Source organism: Sphingomonas sp. BL-S-28 (assembly GCF_055521515.1).
The window spans coordinates 1,023,779-1,041,075 of sequence record NZ_CM145484.1 but is presented as its reverse complement, the minus strand read 5'-3'; the positions used below and the strand labels follow the sequence as shown (position 1 = coordinate 1,041,075).

18 protein-coding genes are annotated in these 17,297 nt (G+C 65.1%); 10 read left to right on the top strand and 8 right to left on the bottom strand.

Translation table 11 applies throughout. From position 1 onward, the window contains the following. Positions 1-267: 267 nt before the first annotated feature. The 6 genes from mutM to ACZ1JC_RS13585 all read left to right on the top strand — a co-directional run bounded on the left by mutM (position 268) and on the right by ACZ1JC_RS13585 (position 6,713). Entirely contained in the window at positions 268-1,080 is an 813-nt protein-coding gene (gene mutM / locus ACZ1JC_RS13610) for a bifunctional DNA-formamidopyrimidine glycosylase/DNA-(apurinic or apyrimidinic site) lyase (RefSeq protein WP_465136352.1), read from the top strand. Positions 1,081-1,225: 145 nt separating this feature from the next. Next, positions 1,226-1,486 carry a 30S ribosomal protein S20 gene (gene rpsT / locus ACZ1JC_RS13605; protein WP_465136353.1) on the top strand — a complete coding sequence of 87 codons (261 nt, stop codon included), beginning with the start codon at positions 1,226-1,228 and terminating at the stop codon, positions 1,484-1,486. Between the two features lie 957 nt (positions 1,487-2,443). Continuing rightward, entirely contained in the window at positions 2,444-3,880 is a 1,437-nt protein-coding gene (gene dnaA, locus ACZ1JC_RS13600; RefSeq protein WP_465138599.1) for a chromosomal replication initiator protein DnaA, read from the top strand. Between the two features lie 651 nt (positions 3,881-4,531). After that, a complete protein-coding gene (locus ACZ1JC_RS13595; protein ID WP_465136354.1) occupies positions 4,532-5,398 on the top strand; it encodes a GGDEF domain-containing protein in 867 nt (288 codons plus the stop codon). A gap of 113 nt (positions 5,399-5,511) precedes the next feature. Continuing rightward, positions 5,512-5,919, top strand: a complete 408-nt coding sequence (locus ACZ1JC_RS13590; protein WP_465136355.1) for a DUF983 domain-containing protein — start codon at positions 5,512-5,514, stop codon at positions 5,917-5,919. Continuing rightward, positions 5,916-6,713, top strand: a complete 798-nt coding sequence (locus ACZ1JC_RS13585; RefSeq protein WP_465136356.1) for a HesA/MoeB/ThiF family protein — start codon at positions 5,916-5,918, stop codon at positions 6,711-6,713. The genes ACZ1JC_RS13590 and ACZ1JC_RS13585 overlap by 4 nt, the downstream gene beginning before the upstream one ends. Here ACZ1JC_RS13585 and ACZ1JC_RS13580 read toward each other — a convergent pair. Further along, positions 6,692-7,030, bottom strand: coding sequence for a GFA family protein (locus ACZ1JC_RS13580; RefSeq protein ID WP_465136357.1), 339 nt, complete (start codon positions 7,028-7,030; stop codon positions 6,692-6,694). The genes ACZ1JC_RS13585 and ACZ1JC_RS13580 overlap by 22 nt on opposite strands. Continuing rightward, positions 7,027-7,740: an NAD-dependent deacylase gene (locus tag ACZ1JC_RS13575; protein ID WP_465138600.1), complete on the bottom strand. Its 714-nt coding sequence runs from the start codon at positions 7,738-7,740 to the stop codon at positions 7,027-7,029. Before ACZ1JC_RS13575 ends, ACZ1JC_RS13580 begins: the two co-directional genes overlap by 4 nt. 36 nt (positions 7,741-7,776) lie before the next feature. Between ACZ1JC_RS13575 and dapB the strand changes: the two genes are divergently transcribed. The 3 genes from dapB to ACZ1JC_RS13560 are packed head-to-tail and all read left to right on the top strand — an operon-like array spanning position 7,777 to position 9,599. After that, the gene (gene dapB / locus ACZ1JC_RS13570) at positions 7,777-8,505 is read left to right on the top strand and encodes a 4-hydroxy-tetrahydrodipicolinate reductase (protein WP_465136358.1); all 729 of its coding nucleotides are present in this window, start codon (positions 7,777-7,779) and stop codon (positions 8,503-8,505) included. Then, positions 8,502-9,161, top strand: coding sequence for an endonuclease III (gene nth, locus ACZ1JC_RS13565; protein WP_465136359.1), 660 nt, complete (start codon positions 8,502-8,504; stop codon positions 9,159-9,161). The genes dapB and nth overlap by 4 nt, the downstream gene beginning before the upstream one ends. Before the next feature lie 45 nt (positions 9,162-9,206). After that, the gene (locus tag ACZ1JC_RS13560) at positions 9,207-9,599 is read left to right on the top strand and encodes a hypothetical protein (protein ID WP_465136360.1); all 393 of its coding nucleotides are present in this window, start codon (positions 9,207-9,209) and stop codon (positions 9,597-9,599) included. A 116-nt stretch (positions 9,600-9,715) separates the two neighbouring features. Here the strand turns inward: ACZ1JC_RS13560 and ACZ1JC_RS13555 are convergent, their stop codons facing one another. Together ACZ1JC_RS13555 and dapE are read right to left on the bottom strand one after the other, a co-directional pair. Further along, complete coding sequence (locus tag ACZ1JC_RS13555; RefSeq protein ID WP_465136361.1) at positions 9,716-11,035, bottom strand: dicarboxylate/amino acid:cation symporter; 1,320 nt, start codon at positions 11,033-11,035, stop codon at positions 9,716-9,718. Between the two features lie 250 nt (positions 11,036-11,285). After that, a complete protein-coding gene (gene dapE / locus ACZ1JC_RS13550; protein ID WP_465138601.1) occupies positions 11,286-12,431 on the bottom strand; it encodes a succinyl-diaminopimelate desuccinylase in 1,146 nt (381 codons plus the stop codon). 79 nt (positions 12,432-12,510) lie between these two features. On the opposite strand from dapE, the gene ACZ1JC_RS13545 reads away from it, so the two are divergent. Beyond that, positions 12,511-12,975 carry a cupin domain-containing protein gene (locus tag ACZ1JC_RS13545; protein ID WP_465136362.1) on the top strand — a complete coding sequence of 155 codons (465 nt, stop codon included), beginning with the start codon at positions 12,511-12,513 and terminating at the stop codon, positions 12,973-12,975. A 144-nt stretch (positions 12,976-13,119) separates the two neighbouring features. On the opposite strand, the gene ACZ1JC_RS13540 is transcribed toward ACZ1JC_RS13545, so the two are convergent. The 4 genes from ACZ1JC_RS13540 to ACZ1JC_RS13525 all read right to left on the bottom strand — a co-directional run bounded on the left by ACZ1JC_RS13540 (position 13,120) and on the right by ACZ1JC_RS13525 (position 17,068). Further along, a complete protein-coding gene (locus ACZ1JC_RS13540; protein ID WP_465136363.1) occupies positions 13,120-13,980 on the bottom strand; it encodes a S1/P1 nuclease in 861 nt (286 codons plus the stop codon). Between the two features lie 8 nt (positions 13,981-13,988). Then, a complete protein-coding gene (locus tag ACZ1JC_RS13535) occupies positions 13,989-14,651 on the bottom strand; it encodes a glutathione S-transferase family protein (protein WP_465136364.1) in 663 nt (220 codons plus the stop codon). Positions 14,652-14,914: 263 nt separating this feature from the next. Beyond that, complete coding sequence (locus ACZ1JC_RS13530) at positions 14,915-15,916, bottom strand: anion permease (protein WP_465136365.1); 1,002 nt, start codon at positions 15,914-15,916, stop codon at positions 14,915-14,917. 15 nt (positions 15,917-15,931) lie between these two features. After that, positions 15,932-17,068 carry a DUF47 family protein gene (locus ACZ1JC_RS13525; RefSeq protein WP_465136366.1) on the bottom strand — a complete coding sequence of 379 codons (1,137 nt, stop codon included), beginning with the start codon at positions 17,066-17,068 and terminating at the stop codon, positions 15,932-15,934. Positions 17,069-17,297 lie beyond the last annotated feature (229 nt).

Genomic DNA, 17,297 nt, shown 5'->3' with positions numbered 1-17,297 from the left:
GCGCGCGGCGGTGGCCGCTTCGACACACAAAACCCGTCGTCCCCGCGAAGGCGGAGACCCCGCTTGTTCCTTTTTGCGCTCCCAAGCGGCGTGTGCTTCGTTACGGTCTGCGTGCCCGCCAAAGAAAAGCGGGACCCCCGCCTTCGCGGGGGCGACGAGGATTTATGGGGTGGGCTCGTCAATACGTCCGCCGCCATCGGAAGCCCGCCCCTCATCTTCCCGCGCTCGCTTTTCTTGGCGGCCCCGACACCCTATCTCACCCGCACGATGCCAGAACTTCCAGAAGTCGAAACCACCGTGCGCGGCCTTGCCCGCTATCTTGAGGGCGAGCGGATCGCGCGCGTGACGCTCAACCGTGCGGACTTGCGCCGCCCCTTCCCGCCCGATCTGGTGCAAGTGCTCACCGGCGCGCGCGTCACCACGATGGGGCGGCGCGCCAAGTATGGCCTGATCCATACCGACCGCGACCAGACCATGGTGTTCCACCTGGGCATGTCCGGCCGCTGGCGGATCGAGCCCGAAAAGCCTGAGAAGCACGATCACCTCGTGCTCGAAACCGGATCGGGCCACGTGCTGGCGCTCAACGACGCGCGGCGATTCGGTTCGGTGGACCTCGTGCCGACCGGAACGCTCGATTCGTGGGGCGCTTTCGCCGCGCTGGGGCCGGAGCCACTGGGCGACGGGCTGACGGCGGCGCATCTCAAGGCGCATTTCGCGGGCCGAATCGCCCCAATCAAGCAGATGCTGCTCGACCAGCAGGTGGTCGCCGGGCTCGGCAATATCTACGTGTGCGAGGCGCTGTTCCGGTCCGGCATCCGGCCGGACAAGGAAGCGGGCCGCGTCACCCTGCCCGCACTGAACCGGCTGGTCCCGGCGATTCGCGAGGTTCTGTCCGAATCGATCGCGGCGGGTGGATCGACGATCCGCGATTACGCGCAACCCAACGGAGAACTGGGCTATTTTGCGACTTCGTGGCAGGTCTATGGACGCGAAGGGCAAGCTTGCCTATGTGGCGGCACCGTTCGGCGCTTCGTTCAAGGTGGACGCAGCACGTTCTGGTGCCCGAAATGCCAGAAATAGGCGGTTTCGGAGGCGTCTCGCGGGTTGACGGAATAGCGTCACACCGCTAAGGGGCGCGCTTTCCGGCGAGTCCGCTCGCCAAGCAGATTCGTTAGGCATTGGGCCGCCATCACCGCTGCGTGGGGGGCCAGACAGAGGAAATTCGATGGCCAATACGCCGCAAGCCCGCAAGCGCATCCGTCGCAACGAGCGCCGCGCCGAGATCAATACCAACCGCGTCAGCCGCATCCGCACCTTCATCAAGAAGGTCGAATCGGCAATCGCCGGTGGCGACAAGACCGCTGCTGCGGCCGCCCTCAAGGAAGCCCAGCCCGAGCTGGCCCGCGGCGTCGCTCGCGGCGTGCTTCACAAGAACACGGCTGCGCGCAAGTTCTCGCGCCTGACCAAGGCCGTCTCGGCTCTCTGAGACGCGCCTGACAGTCCGGCCTCGATGCCGGACTGATGCATCGGCCCAAGCTGCCGTCCGACCATCCGCGATAGCGCGGAAAAATCGGACGGGATGCTTGGGCCGATGGCGTTTCAGGGGCCGACGCTCTGCGAACCCCGAGCGCCCGCATGGCGCGTGCACGGGGCGACCACCGCATGACAGGGGCGGAACGGTTCAATCCGGAGGCATCTGAGCGATCCGCACGGGCCGCGATGCATGCGCCGCGATCTGACCGCCACCTTGACCTCTCCCGCACACTATCGGCGTTGCCAACGCCTGCCTCACGGCGCCCCGCCCACGGCGGAGTGTCGCAAAAAGAGACAGGCGCGCAGGAGCAATGGAGCGGCGCGAGGGTCATCCCGATTCGCGGTGCCGGCCATCCATTTGGGCAAGCGCGTGCCGACTCGAATTCCGATTCGGAGCGTGGCCGACAACGATGCCAAGTACGGAACAGGAACGAAGCCGGCGCTCGCGCGTTTGGCTTTCGGGCCCGTTCAGGTGCGCGCAGGCAAGGCCGTGCGATGAAATGACGGAAACCTTGCGATTCGCACGAGGCGCTTTTGGGCGAGATCGACAAGTTGCTGATTTTATTCATGAAATTCAATTCATGACGGAAATTGGGCACTGAGAGCCGAGTCAACAGGCATAATTTTTTTTATTTGGGGAGGAGCGTATTGCACCGCGACCAAACCCGTTTCTAAAAGGGTCCTCGGCCGTTGCGGAACCGGCCGGGGAACATCGACAGCGACGAAGCACCAGCCGCAAACATGCGTTTGCGGTTTGGGGATTTTTTACGTGTGGCGACGGTGCCTATCCGGTTGCGCGACAGCCCGTTCGGGGCGGCAGCCAACAAGGGGGGTTGGTCTAATGTCAGGTAATTCTGCAGGTCAGGGCGCTAACGGCGTGAGCAAGAAATCGAAGGCGGTAAAATTGGTGATGGAAGAGGATCAGGAAGCCGTGAATTTGGCGGCCGACTGGGCGGACATCAGCCAGGGCTTGCGCAAGGACCTCGGTCAACAGGCGCACAGCCAGTGGATCAAGCCGATTCAGCCCGGCAATTATTGCAAGGAAACCGGTACGCTTGACCTCTATCTGCCCACCGAGTTCTCGGCGAACTGGGTGGCGGATCGTTTCGCGGACCGTCTTTCGCTGGCGTGGAAGATCGCCCGGCCCGACGTGCGCCACGTGCGCATTCTCGTGCATCCGGGCCGCCGCCAGCTTCCCGAACTGCGTCTGGGCGGCGGCGGTGGCCGTCCGTCGAGCGCGCCGGCCAACGATTCGGCCCAGGGCACGCCCGATCCGATCTCGGCCGCACTGTCGGGCGATTCGTTCGCGGCGCTGGGTCAGGGCCCTGCCGGCATCGATGCCTCGCAGACTTTCGCCAGCTTCGTGACCGGCCAGTCGAACGTGCTGGCCTGCAACGCGGCGCAGCGCATGTCGGCCACCGAAACGCCGCAGTTCTCGCCGCTCTACCTCAAGGCCGCCACTGGCCAGGGCAAGACGCACCTGCTGCACGCGATTGGCCATGCCTATCTTCAGCACCACCCGCATGCGCGGATCTTCTACTGCTCGGCAGAGCGCTTCATGGTCGAATTCGTCCAGGCGCTGCGCCAGAACCAGATGATCGAGTTCAAGTCGCGCTTGCGCGGGTTCGACCTGCTGCTGGTGGACGATATCCAGTTCATCATCGGCAAGGCTTCGGCGCAGGAAGAGCTGCTCTACACGATCGATGCACTGCTGCAGGAAGGCAAGCGTCTGGTCTTCGCCGCCGACCGTGCGCCGCAGGCGCTCGACGGGGTCGAGCCGCGCCTGCTCTCGCGCCTGTCGATGGGTCTGGTGGCGGATATCCTGCCGGCGGACATCGAACTGCGCCGCTCGATCCTGGAAAACCGTCTGGGTCGCTTCGCTTCGGTGGACGTGCCTTCGGACGTGATCGAGTTCCTGGCCCGCACCATCAACCGCAACGTGCGCGAACTGGTCGGCGGGTTGAACAAGCTGATCGCCTATGCCCAGCTCACGGGTCAGGCGGTTTCGCTGCAGCTGGCCGAAGAACAGCTGACCGATATCCTGTCGGCCAACCGCCGCCGTATCACGATCGACGAGATCCAGCGCACGGTCTGCCAGTTCTACCGGATCGACCGGACCGAGATGAGCTCCAAGCGCCGCGCCCGCGCCGTCGTGCGTCCGCGTCAGGTGGCGATGTACCTTGCCAAGGTGCTGACGCCGCGCTCCTACCCGGAAATCGGCCGCAAGTTCGGCGGCCGCGATCACTCGACCGTGATTCACGCGGTTCGCCTGATCGAGGAACTGCGCACCCGCGATGCCGATATGGACGGCGACGTGCGCTCGCTGCTGCGCCAGCTCGAATCCTGAGCCAGCCATGATGTGAGGGCCCGGAGTTCTGCTCCGGGAACCCGCAGAGGCTTTCACACGTTTTGCCTGCAGGGTCGCACCTGATCGCGCGCGAGAACTTCGGTTCTCGCGCGCGACATCGTTTTGGGCCATCGTTTCTGGAGCTGACGCGCTGAGAAAAATGCCCGCAGGGGCATTTTTGAGGCGGCACCGGCCCTCTCCCGTTCCGAAGAACACGAAAAGGTCCGGGGGACCTTTTCGCTGAGGGGGCCTACCACCCATCGGTAGTATCCTGCGGGTGGTAGGGTGGGGGAGAGGGCCGGTGCCGCAAAATTCGCATTCCACGAATTTTCAAACGGCCTCTAACAACCGCGCGCGAGGCGATTTCCGATCCGGTTTCTCGAGTCGGATTTTGGAGATTGCGGAGAGCACCGCCGGAATAGAGCAGACGGGGATCGCACCACACCTGCGCCACACTTAAAGTAATACCGATGTACTCGTTGTAGAATTACTTGTAACCGGCGCCCGATACTTCCGAATCGATTTTTCACCGTCCGACAGCAAGTGTCGATTCTGCGACGAATGGGAAAATCTTAACCATTGGATAAGGGTCTCTCCCTAGCCTGTCTGCAAACCGGAAATGTCCCGGTTGCACGAGAGGAGCATCCCCCCATGCGCTTCTACCGGGCCACGTCCTTCCTGTTTCCGCGCCATTACGAATGGCGCATCCTGTTGGCCTGCCTAGCTGCCGTTCATCTGCCCCTGCTGGCGCTGGCCGGCTATCAGGCCGCGAGTGGGCAATGGCAGCCAAACCTTCTGCTGGGCCTGCTGGCGGCATCGCTGGTGGCCGGTCTGCTGGGCCTACTGGCGATCCGGGCGCTGCTCGCCCCGCTGGCACGCGCCATTGCCACGCTGGGCGCCGCGCAGCGGGGTGAGAACGTCCTGCCACTGCCGCGCGGCGGTGACGATCTGGTGGGCCGGCTGCTGCGCGGCGTCGCCATTGCCGCCAGCGAGACCGCGCTGCGCCACGCGCCCCACACCGGCACCGGCGACCGCGACGCGCTGACCGGTCTGCATAGCCGCCATGCCTTCCTCGATACCTCGGAAAAGGTGCTCTCGGGCGAGAGCAATTCGGTGATCGCGCTGATCGACATCGATCATTTCCAGTCGATCAAGGATCGCTTCGGCCGCACCGCCGGCGATGCCCTGCTACGCGCGGTGGGCCACCGCCTCGAACGCGGTATCCGCCGCAGCGATCTGGCCGCGCGCTGGAGCGGGGAGGCCTTCGTGGTGCTGCTGCCCGATACCCAGCTGGACGAGGCGCGGCTGGTGCTGGAACGCCTGCGCGCCAGCATCGCGCTCGATCCCCTGCTCGGCCCCGAAAGCACCGGCAATGCCTGGCCGGTGACGTTTTCCTGCGGACTGGCGCCGGTGCGGGCCTTCTCGCACCTGGGCGAGGCCACGCATCGCGCCCATGCCGCCTTGAATGCCGCCAAGAATGGCGGACGCAATCGGGTGCGGATCGCCGGCAACGGCTGATCTGCCCCTCTTTCCTGATGCGGGGGCGTTCATCCTCCCCCCTTACTGAACACCCCCGCATCTTCGTCTTTTGCGCTTTGCCCGCAGCGGCGCGATGCTGTAGGCGCTGGGCCATGACGCTTCCCGCCACTTTCGGGCAGGCCGCGCTGCGCGGCATTCGCTGCCGCTGCCCGCGCTGCGGCGAGGGCCGGCTGTTCCGCCAATGGCTGAAGCCGCTGGAACGCTGCCCGGCCTGCATGCTCGACCTGACGCCCCAGCGCGCGGACGACTTTCCCGCCTATATCGCCATGCTGGTGACCGGCCACCTGATGGCGCCGATCATCATCATGCTCTCCAAGGATTTCGCAATGGGGCCGCTGGGCATGTTCGCGATCGTGGTGCCGCTGGCGCTGGTGATGATGCTGGGCATGCTCCAGCCCGCTAAGGGCGGCGTGATCGCCACCCAGTGGTGGTTCGGCATGCATGGCTTCGCGAAGGAACGTGTACCGGCGGCCGAAACCGGCGAAGCGGGGCGCGAATGACGCTGACGCCCGAACGCCTGGCGCGATTCGCGCGGCATATCGTGCTGCCGGAAGTGGGCGGGGCCGGTCAGGTCGCGCTGGCGGATGCCCATGTGGTCCTGGTCGGCTGCGGCGGAATCGGCAGCCCTGCGCTCCAGTATCTCGCCGCAGCCGGGATAGGACGCCTGACGCTGATCGACGACGACACGGTGGACGTCAGCAATCTGCAACGCCAGACGATTTATACGCCATCGGATATCGGCAAGCCTAAAGCGGAAGCGGCAGCCGAGTGGGTGCGGCGCTTTGATTTTGGCCTTGAGATCCTGCCGCACGTTACGCGTCTCGGGGGTGACAACGTGGCAGAGATTCTCTCCGGCGCGAGCGTGGTACTGGACGGGTGTGACAACTTCGCGACTCGGCTGCTTGTGTCAGATTGCTGTGTGAAACTGGGCATTCCCCTCACCACGGCGGCGATTGGTCGCTTTCAGGGGCAAGTCGCCAACTTTGCCGGGCACCTGCCGAATCAGGCCTGCTATCGCTGCTTCGTGGGTGACGCCTTCGATGCGCAGGACTGCGATACGTGCGCGGCGGATGGCGTGCTGGGGGCCATGGTCGGCATGGTCGGCACTTTCGCGGCAATGCATGCGATGCGCGTGCTGCTGGAGGGCAAGGCCGCGCTGGGGGTGCCGCAATATGGCACGCTCCAGCTGATCGACGGCATGGCCCCGTCGATGCGGCCGCTGAAGATCGCCAAGGATCCCGGCTGCCGCGCCTGCGGCGTGGAAGCGGCAGTTCAGGCCGATCTGCCGTCGTGATTGTAGACCGCTAGGCCGGCAAGCAGTTCGGGGGCGAACAGGCGCATGTTCACGCCCATGCGGTCCTCAGCCGGATCGACCGGACTCCAGTGCGTGGTGCAGCCGCACTGCGGGCAGTGCCAGAAGGTCAGTACCCTGTCGCTGGTCTGATAGCCGACGAGTTCACCCTCGATCCGCAGCTTCGTGGGACTGTGATAGGACCAGAGCGTCCCCAGCCGGTGGCAGATCGAGCAATTGCAATCGCAGACCGCGTGCGGCTCGTCCGCCAGTTCCAGCGTGACCGCGCCGCAATGGCAGCTTCCCTGATGGACGGTCATGCGCCTAGTACCTCGTCCACCCATGCCGTGACCAGTTCGGTCGCCGGGCCATGGCGCGCCTCGTCGAACCACGATGTGCCTTGTGAGGGTTCCAGGTTCAGTTCCAGCGTCTCCGCCCCGAACTCGCGCGCGTTGCGCACGAAACCGGCGGCGGGATAGACCGCGCCCGAAGTGCCGATGGAGACGAACAGGTCCGCCCGCTCCAGCGCCTCGAAGATTGCGTCCATGCGGTAGGGCATTTCCCCGAACCAGACGATATCGGGCCGCAGCGCCGCCTCTCCGCATTCGGGGCAGGCCGGGCGGTCGATCAGCGGCCCGGTCCAGGGCACGCGCTCGTCGCAGGCGGTGCACCAAGCGTTAAGATGCTCGCCGTGCATGTGGAGCACGCGTTTGGCGCCTGCCCGCTCGTGCAGGTCGTCTATGTTCTGGGTGACGATCAGCAGTTCGCCCTCCCACTCGCGGTCCAGCTTGGCCAGCGCAAGGTGGGCAGCATTGGGTTCCTTGGTCTGGATCGCCTCCCGCCGCATGTCGTAGAAGCGCAGCACCAGATCGGGATCGCGGGCGAACGCCTCGGGCGTCGCCACGTCCTCTACGCGGTGCTGCTCCCAGAGGCCTCCGCCCCCATCTTTGGCATCCCGAAAGGTATCGATGCCGCTTTCGGCGCTTACGCCCGCACCGGTGAGGATGACGATGTTGCGGATGTCCTTCATCCCGGCCATGAGACCAGCCTTCAACGGAGACGGCAAGTGGCACGAATCGGAATTATCGGCAGCGCGGGGCGCATGGGACAGGCCATCGCAGAGGCCATCACGGCAGCCGGCGAGGAACTTTCCGGCGGCGTGGACCGCGATGGCGACATCGGCGGGCTGGCCGCGCATTCGGACGTGCTGATCGATTTCTCCAGCCCGGTCGCGCTCGAAGCCAACCTCGATGCCGCGGTGGACGCAGGCATTCCCATCGTCGTCGGCACCACCGGCCTTGAGGAACGTCACCACTGGCTGATCGATGCCGCCGCGCAGCACATTCCCGTTCTCCAGACCGGCAACACTTCGCTCGGCGTCACCCTGCTCGCCCACCTCGTGCGCGAAGCCGCCAGCAAGCTGGGCGAGGACTGGGATATCGAGATCGTCGAGACGCACCACCGCATGAAGGTCGACGCCCCCTCCGGCACCGCGCTGCTGCTGGGTGAAGCTGCCGCCAAGGGGCGTGAGGTCAGCCTGTCGAACGCCGCCGTGCGCGCGCGCGACGGCATCACCGGCAAGCGCGAGGCGGGCACCATCGGCTTTGCGGCGTTGCGCGGCGGCACCGTGGCGGGCGATCACACCGTGCACTTTCTGAGCGATAACGAACGCCTCTCGTTCTCCCACCTCGCCGAAAACCGCACGATCTTTGCCAAGGGCGCGGTCAAGGCGGCGCAGTGGCTGAAGGACAAGCACGCCGGCCGCTACACGATGCCCGAGGTTCTGGACCTTTGAACAAGGCCGAAATCTTCGAATTCTTCCGCCGTCTCGCCGAGCTTAACCCCTCGCCCGAGACGGAGCTGGAATTCGGCAACAACTACCAGTTGCTGGTCGCCGTGGTGCTTTCCGCGCAGTCGACCGACGTGGGCGTCAACAAGGCCACGCGGGCGCTGTTCCGCGAAGTGAAGACGCCCGCGCAGATGGTCGAACTGGGCGAAGAGGGCCTGAAGCAGCACATCAAGACGATCGGCCTGTTCAATGCAAAGGCCAAGAACGTCATCGCGCTCTCCGAAATCCTGGTCGAACGCTACAACGGCGAAGTGCCGGAAGACCGCGATGCGCTGGTCGAACTGCCCGGCGTCGGCCGCAAGACCGCCAATGTGGTGATGAACTGCGCCTTCGGGGCCGAAACCTTCGCGGTGGACACGCATATCTTCCGCGTCGGCAACCGCACCGGCATTGCCAAGGGCAAGACCCCGCTGGCGGTCGAAAAGCAGCTTGAAAAGCGCGTGCCGCAGCCCTTCCGCGTGGGATCGCACCACTGGATGATCCTGCACGGCCGCTACATCTGCAAGGCGCGCACGCCCGAATGCTGGCGCTGCCCGGTGATTGACTTGTGCGATTACAAGGACAAGGTTCTGGAGAAGGGGGCGGGAAAGAAAGCCGCCTGAATTCAGGTGACCGCCATTCAGGTAAACGATCGGAAGGACGTTAACATGCGCCGCCGTCACATTGCCTTTTCAGCCATTCCCCTGATCCTCACCGCCTGTTCACAGCAGGAAGCCAAGCCGCCACCGCCCGTCAGCCCCGCCGCCGAAGCGATCGGCCCTGCGCAGGACTGCCTGCCGCTGACGCAGTTCTCCAACACCCGCATTCGCGACGATTGGACGATCGATTTCATCGGCGGCGCGGGCAACCGCGTCTGGCGGGTGACATTGCCGAACCGCTGTTCAGGGCTCAGGTCGGCGGACAGCTTTACCTATTCGACTTCGCTCTCGCAGCTGTGCCGGCAGGACATCATCTATCCGCTCATGCGCGTGGGCAGCGGCTTCCAGCGCGGTGGCGGATGCGGTCTGGCGCCATTCGTTCCGGTGAAGTTGGCGCAGTAGCTATCAGTCAAATCCTCCCCCTTGGGGGGAGGTGGCAGCGCGGAGCGCTGACGGAGGGGTAGCCACGCCGGCGGTGACACCCCTCCCCCGCCCGTTACAGGAAAGGAGTAGGAACCTCAGCTTTCGTACTGCTCCGGATCGATATTGAGTCCGGCCCGCCCATGCGACGAGGTTCGCGTCGGCGCATGCGGCATTTCCTCTTCCGGATCGACCAGCGGCTGCAGCATGCCTTCGCTGCGCGTGATCACCGCCGTCGCCACCGCGTTGCCGACTACGTTCGTGGCCGAGCGGCCCATGTCGAGGAAAGTGTCCACGCCCAGCAGCAGCGCGATGCCTTCGACCGGCAGGCCGAACTGCGAGAGCGTGGCGGCGATCACCACGAGGCTGGCGCGCGGCACGCCGGCGATGCCCTTCGAACTGACCATCAGCGTCAGCAGCATCAGGATCTGCGTGCCGATGGGCACGTGAATGCCATAGGCCTGCGCGATGAAGATCGACGCGAAGCTCATGTAGATCATCGAGCCGTCGAGGTTGAAGCTATAGCCCAGCGGCAGGATGAAGCCCGAGATGCGGCGCGGCACGCCGAACCGGTCAAGCTGTTCGAACAGCTTGGGCAGGCTCGCTTCCGACGATGCGGTCGAGAACGAGAGCAGCAGCGGCTCGCGAATGTAGCGGAACAGGGTGACGATCCGCCCGCGCAGGAAAATGCCGCCCACCAGGAACAGTAGCACCCAGAGCAGCAGCATCGCGAAATAGAACTCGCTGACGAGCACGCCGTAGGTGACGATGATGCCAAGGCCCTGCTTGGCGATCACGCTGGCGAGCGCGCCGAACACCGCGAACGGGGCGAAGCGCATCACGTAATCGGTGACCTGCAGCATGAGTTCGGACAGCGCCTCGCTCACCTTGACGATGATCGCGCCCTTCTCGCCGATGGCGGTAAGGCCGACGCCGACGAAGACCGAGAAGACAAGGATTTGCAGGATGTTGTTCTGCGCCATCGCATCGACGGCGCTGCTCGGGAAGATTTCCAGGATGAAGTGCCGCAGCGTCAGTTCACCCATTTCCAGCTTGCCGAGGTCAGAACCGGTGGTGAGGCCCGCGCCGACGCCCGGCTTGAACAGGTTGACCAGCACCAGGCCCAGGCCCAGCGAGATCAGGCTGGCCGATATGAACCAGCCAAGCGCCTTGCCGCCGATGCGGCCCAGCGCCGCGCTGTCGCCCATGCCCGAGATGCCGGTGACGATCGTCGCGAAGACCAGCGGCGCGATGATCATCTTGATCAGCTTCAGGAAAACGTCGGGCAGCAGCTTGAAGTAGTCGGCCCACTGCGCAAGGCGCGGATCGTCCGCGGCGATGGTCGCATGCAGCAGCCAGCCTACGGCGATGCCCAGCACCATGCCGATAATGATATAAAGCGTCAGCCGCCGGCCCATTCCCACCTCGCAATAAAATTGCTGGCGAGACTAACAGCGTGACCCGCCCGGTCAACGCCGGGCACGCCCTTATTCTTGACGTTGTCCGCGAGAATCAGCGGATCCGGGGGTGATTGAAAATCCGCCACAGGCGGATTTTGACGGCACCGGCCCACTCCCCCACCCGACCTCCCATCAGGATACTTTCGTGGGAGGTCGGGTGGGGGAGTGGGCCGGTGCCGCACGAAAATGCCCATCCGGGCATTTTCAATCAAACTTTCAGCGCGGCTTCGGTGACCCGGCGATAGATCTTCACCAGCGCTTCCAGATCGGCTACCGCCACCGCCTCGTCGCGCTTGTGCATCGTTGCGTTGCACAGGCCGAACTCGATGACGGGCGACAGGTCCTTGAGGAAGCGCGCGTCGGACGTGCCACCGCTGGTCGAAAGCTCCGGCTCCACGCCGGTCTCCGCACGGATCGCCTCAGCCAGCAGGGCGGAGAAATCGCCCGGCTCGGTCAGGAATGCCTCGCCCGAGATAACCGGGCGCGCGGTGCCGCCGTGGCGCTGGGCGATCTCGGAAACGCGCTGCGACAGGCCCTCGCCCGTGTGCAGATCGTTGAAGCGGATCGAGATGCGCGCCGATGCCTTGGCCGGGATCACATTGGTGGCCGGGTTGCCGACGGTCAGGTCGGTCACTTCCAGATTGCTCGACTGGAACCAGTCGGTCCCCTCGTCCAGCACCAGTGCATCGAGTTCGGCGAGCATGGCGACCAGCTTGGTGATCGGGTTGTCGGCCAGATGCGGGTAGGCGACGTGGCCCTGCACGCCGTCGACTTCCAGCCAGATGTTCACCGATCCGCGGCGGCCGATCTTCATCATGTCGCCCAGACGGTTCACCGAAGTGGGTTCGCCGACAAGGCAGAGGTCCGGGATCGCGCCCACTTCACGCATATGGTCGATCAGCGCGAGGGTGCCGTATCGGGCCGGGCCTTCCTCATCCCCGGTGATGACGAAGCTGATCGTGCCCGCCTCGGCCGGGATCTGCGCGGCGGCGGCGACCATCGCCGCGATCGAGCCCTTCATGTCCACCGCGCCGCGGCCGTAGAGCAGTTCGCCGCGCACTTCCGGCGTGAAGGCGCCGCTGGCCCAGCCCTCGCCCGGCGGCACCACGTCGAGATGGCCGGCGAAGGCGAAGTGGCGCGATCCTGCAGGGCCCTTGCGGATCGCGAAGAGATTTTCGACCGGCCCGTCCGGAGCCTCGCCCGAAAGCGCGCGGTGAACCTCGAAGCCCAGCGGCAGCAGCTGCGCCTCAAGGCAATCGAACACCTGCCCGGTGGCCGGGGTGACGCTGGGGCAGGCAATCAGCGCTTCGGCAAGCGCGAGGACATCGGCGGCGGTCTGCACGGTCTCGGTCATCCGGCCGCCATTGCACAGGTCTGCGCGCATGACCATAGTTTCGGCACAGGTCCGCCCAGGGCCGGCGAGGGAGGGACTCGTGCCAAAGATCGATATCGACGCCATCGCGCCATCCAACCGCACCGGCTATCCGGCCCCGTTCGACCAGCCCGTGGCCGGCCGCTGGTATCGCCGACTGGCGCCCACTGGCGGGTTGACCGAAATGGGCGCCAGCCGGGTGGTGCTGGAGCCCGGCGCCTGGTCCAGCCAGCGGCACTGGCATGACGACGAGGACGAACTGCTGGTGATGCTCTCGGGAGAGGCGGTGCTGGTCGAGGATTCGGGCCGCACCGTAATCCGCGCGGGCGACATCTGCGCCTGGCCCAAGGGCGTGACGAACGGCCATCACCTGATCAACGAAAGCGACGCGGACTGCATGTTCGTGGCCATCAGCGCCGGCAATCCCGACGGTTCAGGCGCCTATTCGGACATCGACATGAAGTTCGAGGGGGACGGGTACTTTCACAAGGACGGCACGCCGTACCCCACCGAACGGATGCGTTAGGTCCCCCTCCAAAGCCCACAATCTCGTCATCCCCGCGAAGGCGGGGATCCCGCTTGTTCCTATGTGCTCAGCTTTATGCCGCAAGAAAGCGGGGCCCCCGCTTTCGCGGGGGCGACGATAGGTTTGAACAGAAGGGCGGGTAACTCAGCCCAGCGCTTCATCCAGCATCTTGGCCAGACGCAGGCCGGCCTGCTGGATGCGCTGGTCCACGATCGGGATCGCCGCTTCGATCGCGGCTTCGTTCCACGTCGCCTTGGCGTCCTTCACATCACAGGGCAGTTTGCCGCCGAAGGCCGCCGGATAGATCATGTCGCGGCTGATCTCCCACGATTCGCGGGCCCAGTCTTCGGTCTTGCCAGTCGCGAGGCGGGCCTTCTCTTCGGCCGAATAGCGGCGCACCAGCGGCGGATTGGCGGAACTGATCGCGCGTTCGGCCATCAGGCCGTCCCACACCGAATGCAGGTTGAAGCCGGTGGCATCGCCATAGCCGCTGTCCACCTTGTTGCCGCCCTGGTCGGCATTCTCGCCCACATGGAGCGGCTGGTGCACGTCGCCCACGAAGTGCGTGACGAGGATCAGCGCCTCAAGCCTCATCGCGGGGGCCAGCTTGCGGTCTGCCAGCAGGCGGGCGTTGCGGTCGATCTGCGCGGTGACGCAGTTGCCGTCGCGGCAGTCGGCCTTGAGGTCGAAGGTGCCGCAGACCGGCTGATCGTGATAGTGCCACGAGGACATGAACGCGAAGCGCCAGCGCTCGTCCTTGTTCTTGATGCAGTCCGGCCAGACGGCGGCATCCTCGAACGTCTTCGCGCTGCATTCGGGCGTATCGAGTTCGCCCTGATGGCGCAGCAGCGCGGCGATCTGCGCGCGGGTGGCGGGCTTCACGTTTTCCAGCGCGATGGCGGCAACGGTGCGGTGCCCCAGCGCGCCCCAGGCCATGGCAGGCGTGGCAAGCGCAGAGGCGGCAAGGCCAGCCATGGCGGCCAGCGTCATTACGATCTTCTTCATGGGGAATTTCACTTAATCGGCGTTTCGTACTGTTCGATGACCCATTGCTCGGTCTGCGCGGCATTGATCCACTGCTGCATCCACTCATGCTCCCACACGGCCTCCATATAGGCCTGCGCGAAACCGGGGACGCCGATGCCGTAAGTCAGGAAACGGCTGACGACCGGGGCGTAGAACACGTCGGCCGCGCTGAAGGTGCCGAACAGGAACGGCCCGCCGCGCCCGAAGCGCGCCCGCGCCTCTGCCCAGAGCGTGAGGATGCGCACGATGTCCACGCGCACGTCATCGCCCAGCGTCACCCCCTCCACCCGCATGCGGATGTTCATGGGGCAGGCGCGGCGCAGTGCGAAGTAGCTGGAATGCATTTCGGCAACCATCGATCGCGCCATGGCGCGGGCATCGTCGCCCTTGGGCCAGAAACGGTCGCGCCCCACCTTGTCCGCGAGGTATTCGACGATCGCCATGCTGTCCCACACGACCGCGTCGCCATCCCACAGGATCGGCACTTTGCCGTGGCTGGGGGCAAGATCGTCGGAAGTGCGCTGGACGTCCCATTCCTCGCCATAGAGCGGGACGGTGATCTCCTCGAAATGGAGGCCCGACTGTTTGCACGCCAGCCAGCCGCGAAGCGACCAGCTGGAGTAGTTCTTGTTGCCGATGATCAGCTTCACTTACGCGGATTCCCCATAGGTCCAAGTCCGAGGTCCAAACCTGGGGCCTATCGGTTCAGCCCCGACAAGTCGAGAATGAACAGCGACTCTTTTATCCGGACTGACGTCCGGAAGCGGCGCCGGCCCACTCCCCCACCCGACCACCCAACAGGATACACTCGTGGGTGGTCGGGTGGGGGAGTGGGCCGGTGCCGCAAGCCTTCGACGGATGTCGAAGGCACACCCATCAAACAAGCCTTCGACAGATGTCGAAGGCGCACCCATCAAAAGAGTCGCGTGATCTCGTAGAACAGCGCACCGACCACGGCGCTGGCCGGGATCGTCACCACCCAGGCCACGATCACGCGGCTCGCCACCGACCAGCGCACGGCGCTGGCGCGGCGGGCGGCGCCGGTGCCGACGACGGCGCCGGTGATCGCGTGCGTGGTCGAAACCGGAATGCCCATGGCGCTGGCGCCGAACACCACGATCGATCCTGCAGTGGAAGCGCAGAAGCCGGAGTGGTGGTTCAGCTTGGTCAGCTTCGAACCCATCGTCTTGATGATCTTCCACCCGCCCGACAGCGTGCCGATAGAGATCGCGGCGTAGCAGCAGATCACCACCCATTCGGGCACATGGAAGCCGCCCTGAAGATGGCCGGTGGAATAGAGCAGCACGGCAATGATGCCCATCGTCTTCTGCGCATCGTTACCGCCGTGGCTGATGGAATAGGCGGCGGACGAGAACAGGTGCAGCGTCTTGAAAATGCCGTTCGACTGGCGCGGGGTGGTGCCCCGGAACAGCCACGAGGTCACCAGCATCATCAGCATCGCGATCAGGAAGCCCAGCACCGGCGAGGCGACGATGGCGATCAGCGTCTTCACCGTGCCGTCCGATTCGACGACGCCCGGCCCGGCCGCGGCAACGCCCGCGCCCAGCAGGCCGCCGATCAGCGCGTGGCTGGACGAGGACGGAATGCCCTTGATCCAGGTCAGCACGTTCCAGAACATCGCGCCGACCAAGGCGCCGAAGACGACGGCGGGCGTCACCGCATCCTTGTCGATGATGCCCTTGCCCACCGTCTCGGCGACGTGGAGACCCATGATCCAATAGGCGGCGAAGTTGCCGAACGCGGCGAACAGCACCGCGACGACCGGCGAAAGCAGGCGCGTGGCGACGACCGTGGCGATGGCATTGGCGGCGTCGTGCAACCCGTTCAGGAAGTCGAACGCGAGCGCGAGCGCGACAAGGCCGATCAGCAGCGGCAGGGCAAGCGTGTGTTCCATGGGGGGATCTGACCGTCAGGCGTGATCGATGACGAGGCCGTCGATCTCGTTCGCCACGTCCTCGAAACGGTCGACCACGCGTTCGAGGCGCTTGAACATCTCCTGGCGGACGATGAAGTGCAGCGCATCCTTGCCACTGTCGGCCTTGAACACGCGCTTCAGGCCGGCGGCGTGAATCGCATCGGCATGGCCTTCCATGCGCACCAGGCGTTCGGTCAGTTCATGCAGGCGATGGCCATTGTCGGCGATCTTGCGCAGCAGCGGCATGATCTCCGCCGTCAGGCGCGCGGCGTCGACGATGATCGCCGCCATATCGATCATTTCCGGCTCGAATTCGGAAACCTCGTAAAGGTTCACGGCCGTGGCCACCTGCTGCATCTCGTCGATGGCATCGTCCATCGTCGTGATCAGGCTGGTGATCGACGAACGATCGAATGGCGTCAGGAAGGTGCGGCGCACGGTCTGCAGCACTTCGCGGGTGATATTGTCCGCGTCGTGTTCACGCTCCTCGATCTCGCGGATGTGCTGCGCGCGGCCGGCGCCGCCCTGTGCCAGACGCGCCAGCGCATCGGCACCGGCGACGAGCGTCGCGGCTTGCTGTTCGAACAGATCGAAGAAATTGCCCTGCTGCGGAAGCAGCTTCTGGAACCAGGCAAACATTGTATTGATCCCTGTCTTGTCGGCCATCCGGTCAGCCATCGCGCCGATCATGCGCGCGGGGCTGGCGGCGGCGCGGAACTCGCGCGCACCGAAGGACCGGATCAGCGCGCGAAGATCCTCTTCGTCGACCGCCTTAGCGGCGTCGGCGAGTGAGAACCAGCGGCGTTCGCGCTGATGCTGTTCGTCCCACGAGTCAAGTTCTTCGGTGACGGCGAAAGGAAATACGTCGACATCCGCCCAGACCGATGCGCCCGATGCCCGCTGCTTGCGATAGCGGTACGATCCCAGCGGAACCGGACAGGCGGCGCCCAGCACGCCTGCTTCTTCCTCCGCCTCGGCGGCGGCAGCGGCATGGGGGAGGTAGCCCTTCATCAGCCCGCCCTTGGGAATCACCCAACGGCGCGTGCTGCGCGAGGTGATCAGCAGGATCTGGATCGGCGCATCGACCGCGGGGCCGACGGTGCGATAGGGAAGAACGGCGATCTGGCGCATGGCGAGTCTCCTTTCTTCTCTGACGCGCGACCGCGTGCCCCTAGGGGAAGCGGGCCGGTCACGCAATCGTCACATACCAGGTTTTCCGGCCTGTGCGGTTGAGGGGCAGGTCGAGGACGGTCCACAAGTGCCGATGATGGCGCGATAGTGCGATGGTATCGTGACGCCGCCACGGCGGCGCGGTGGAGGACAAGCGATTGATGTGAGGAGAAATCTTGGGCGGAGTGAA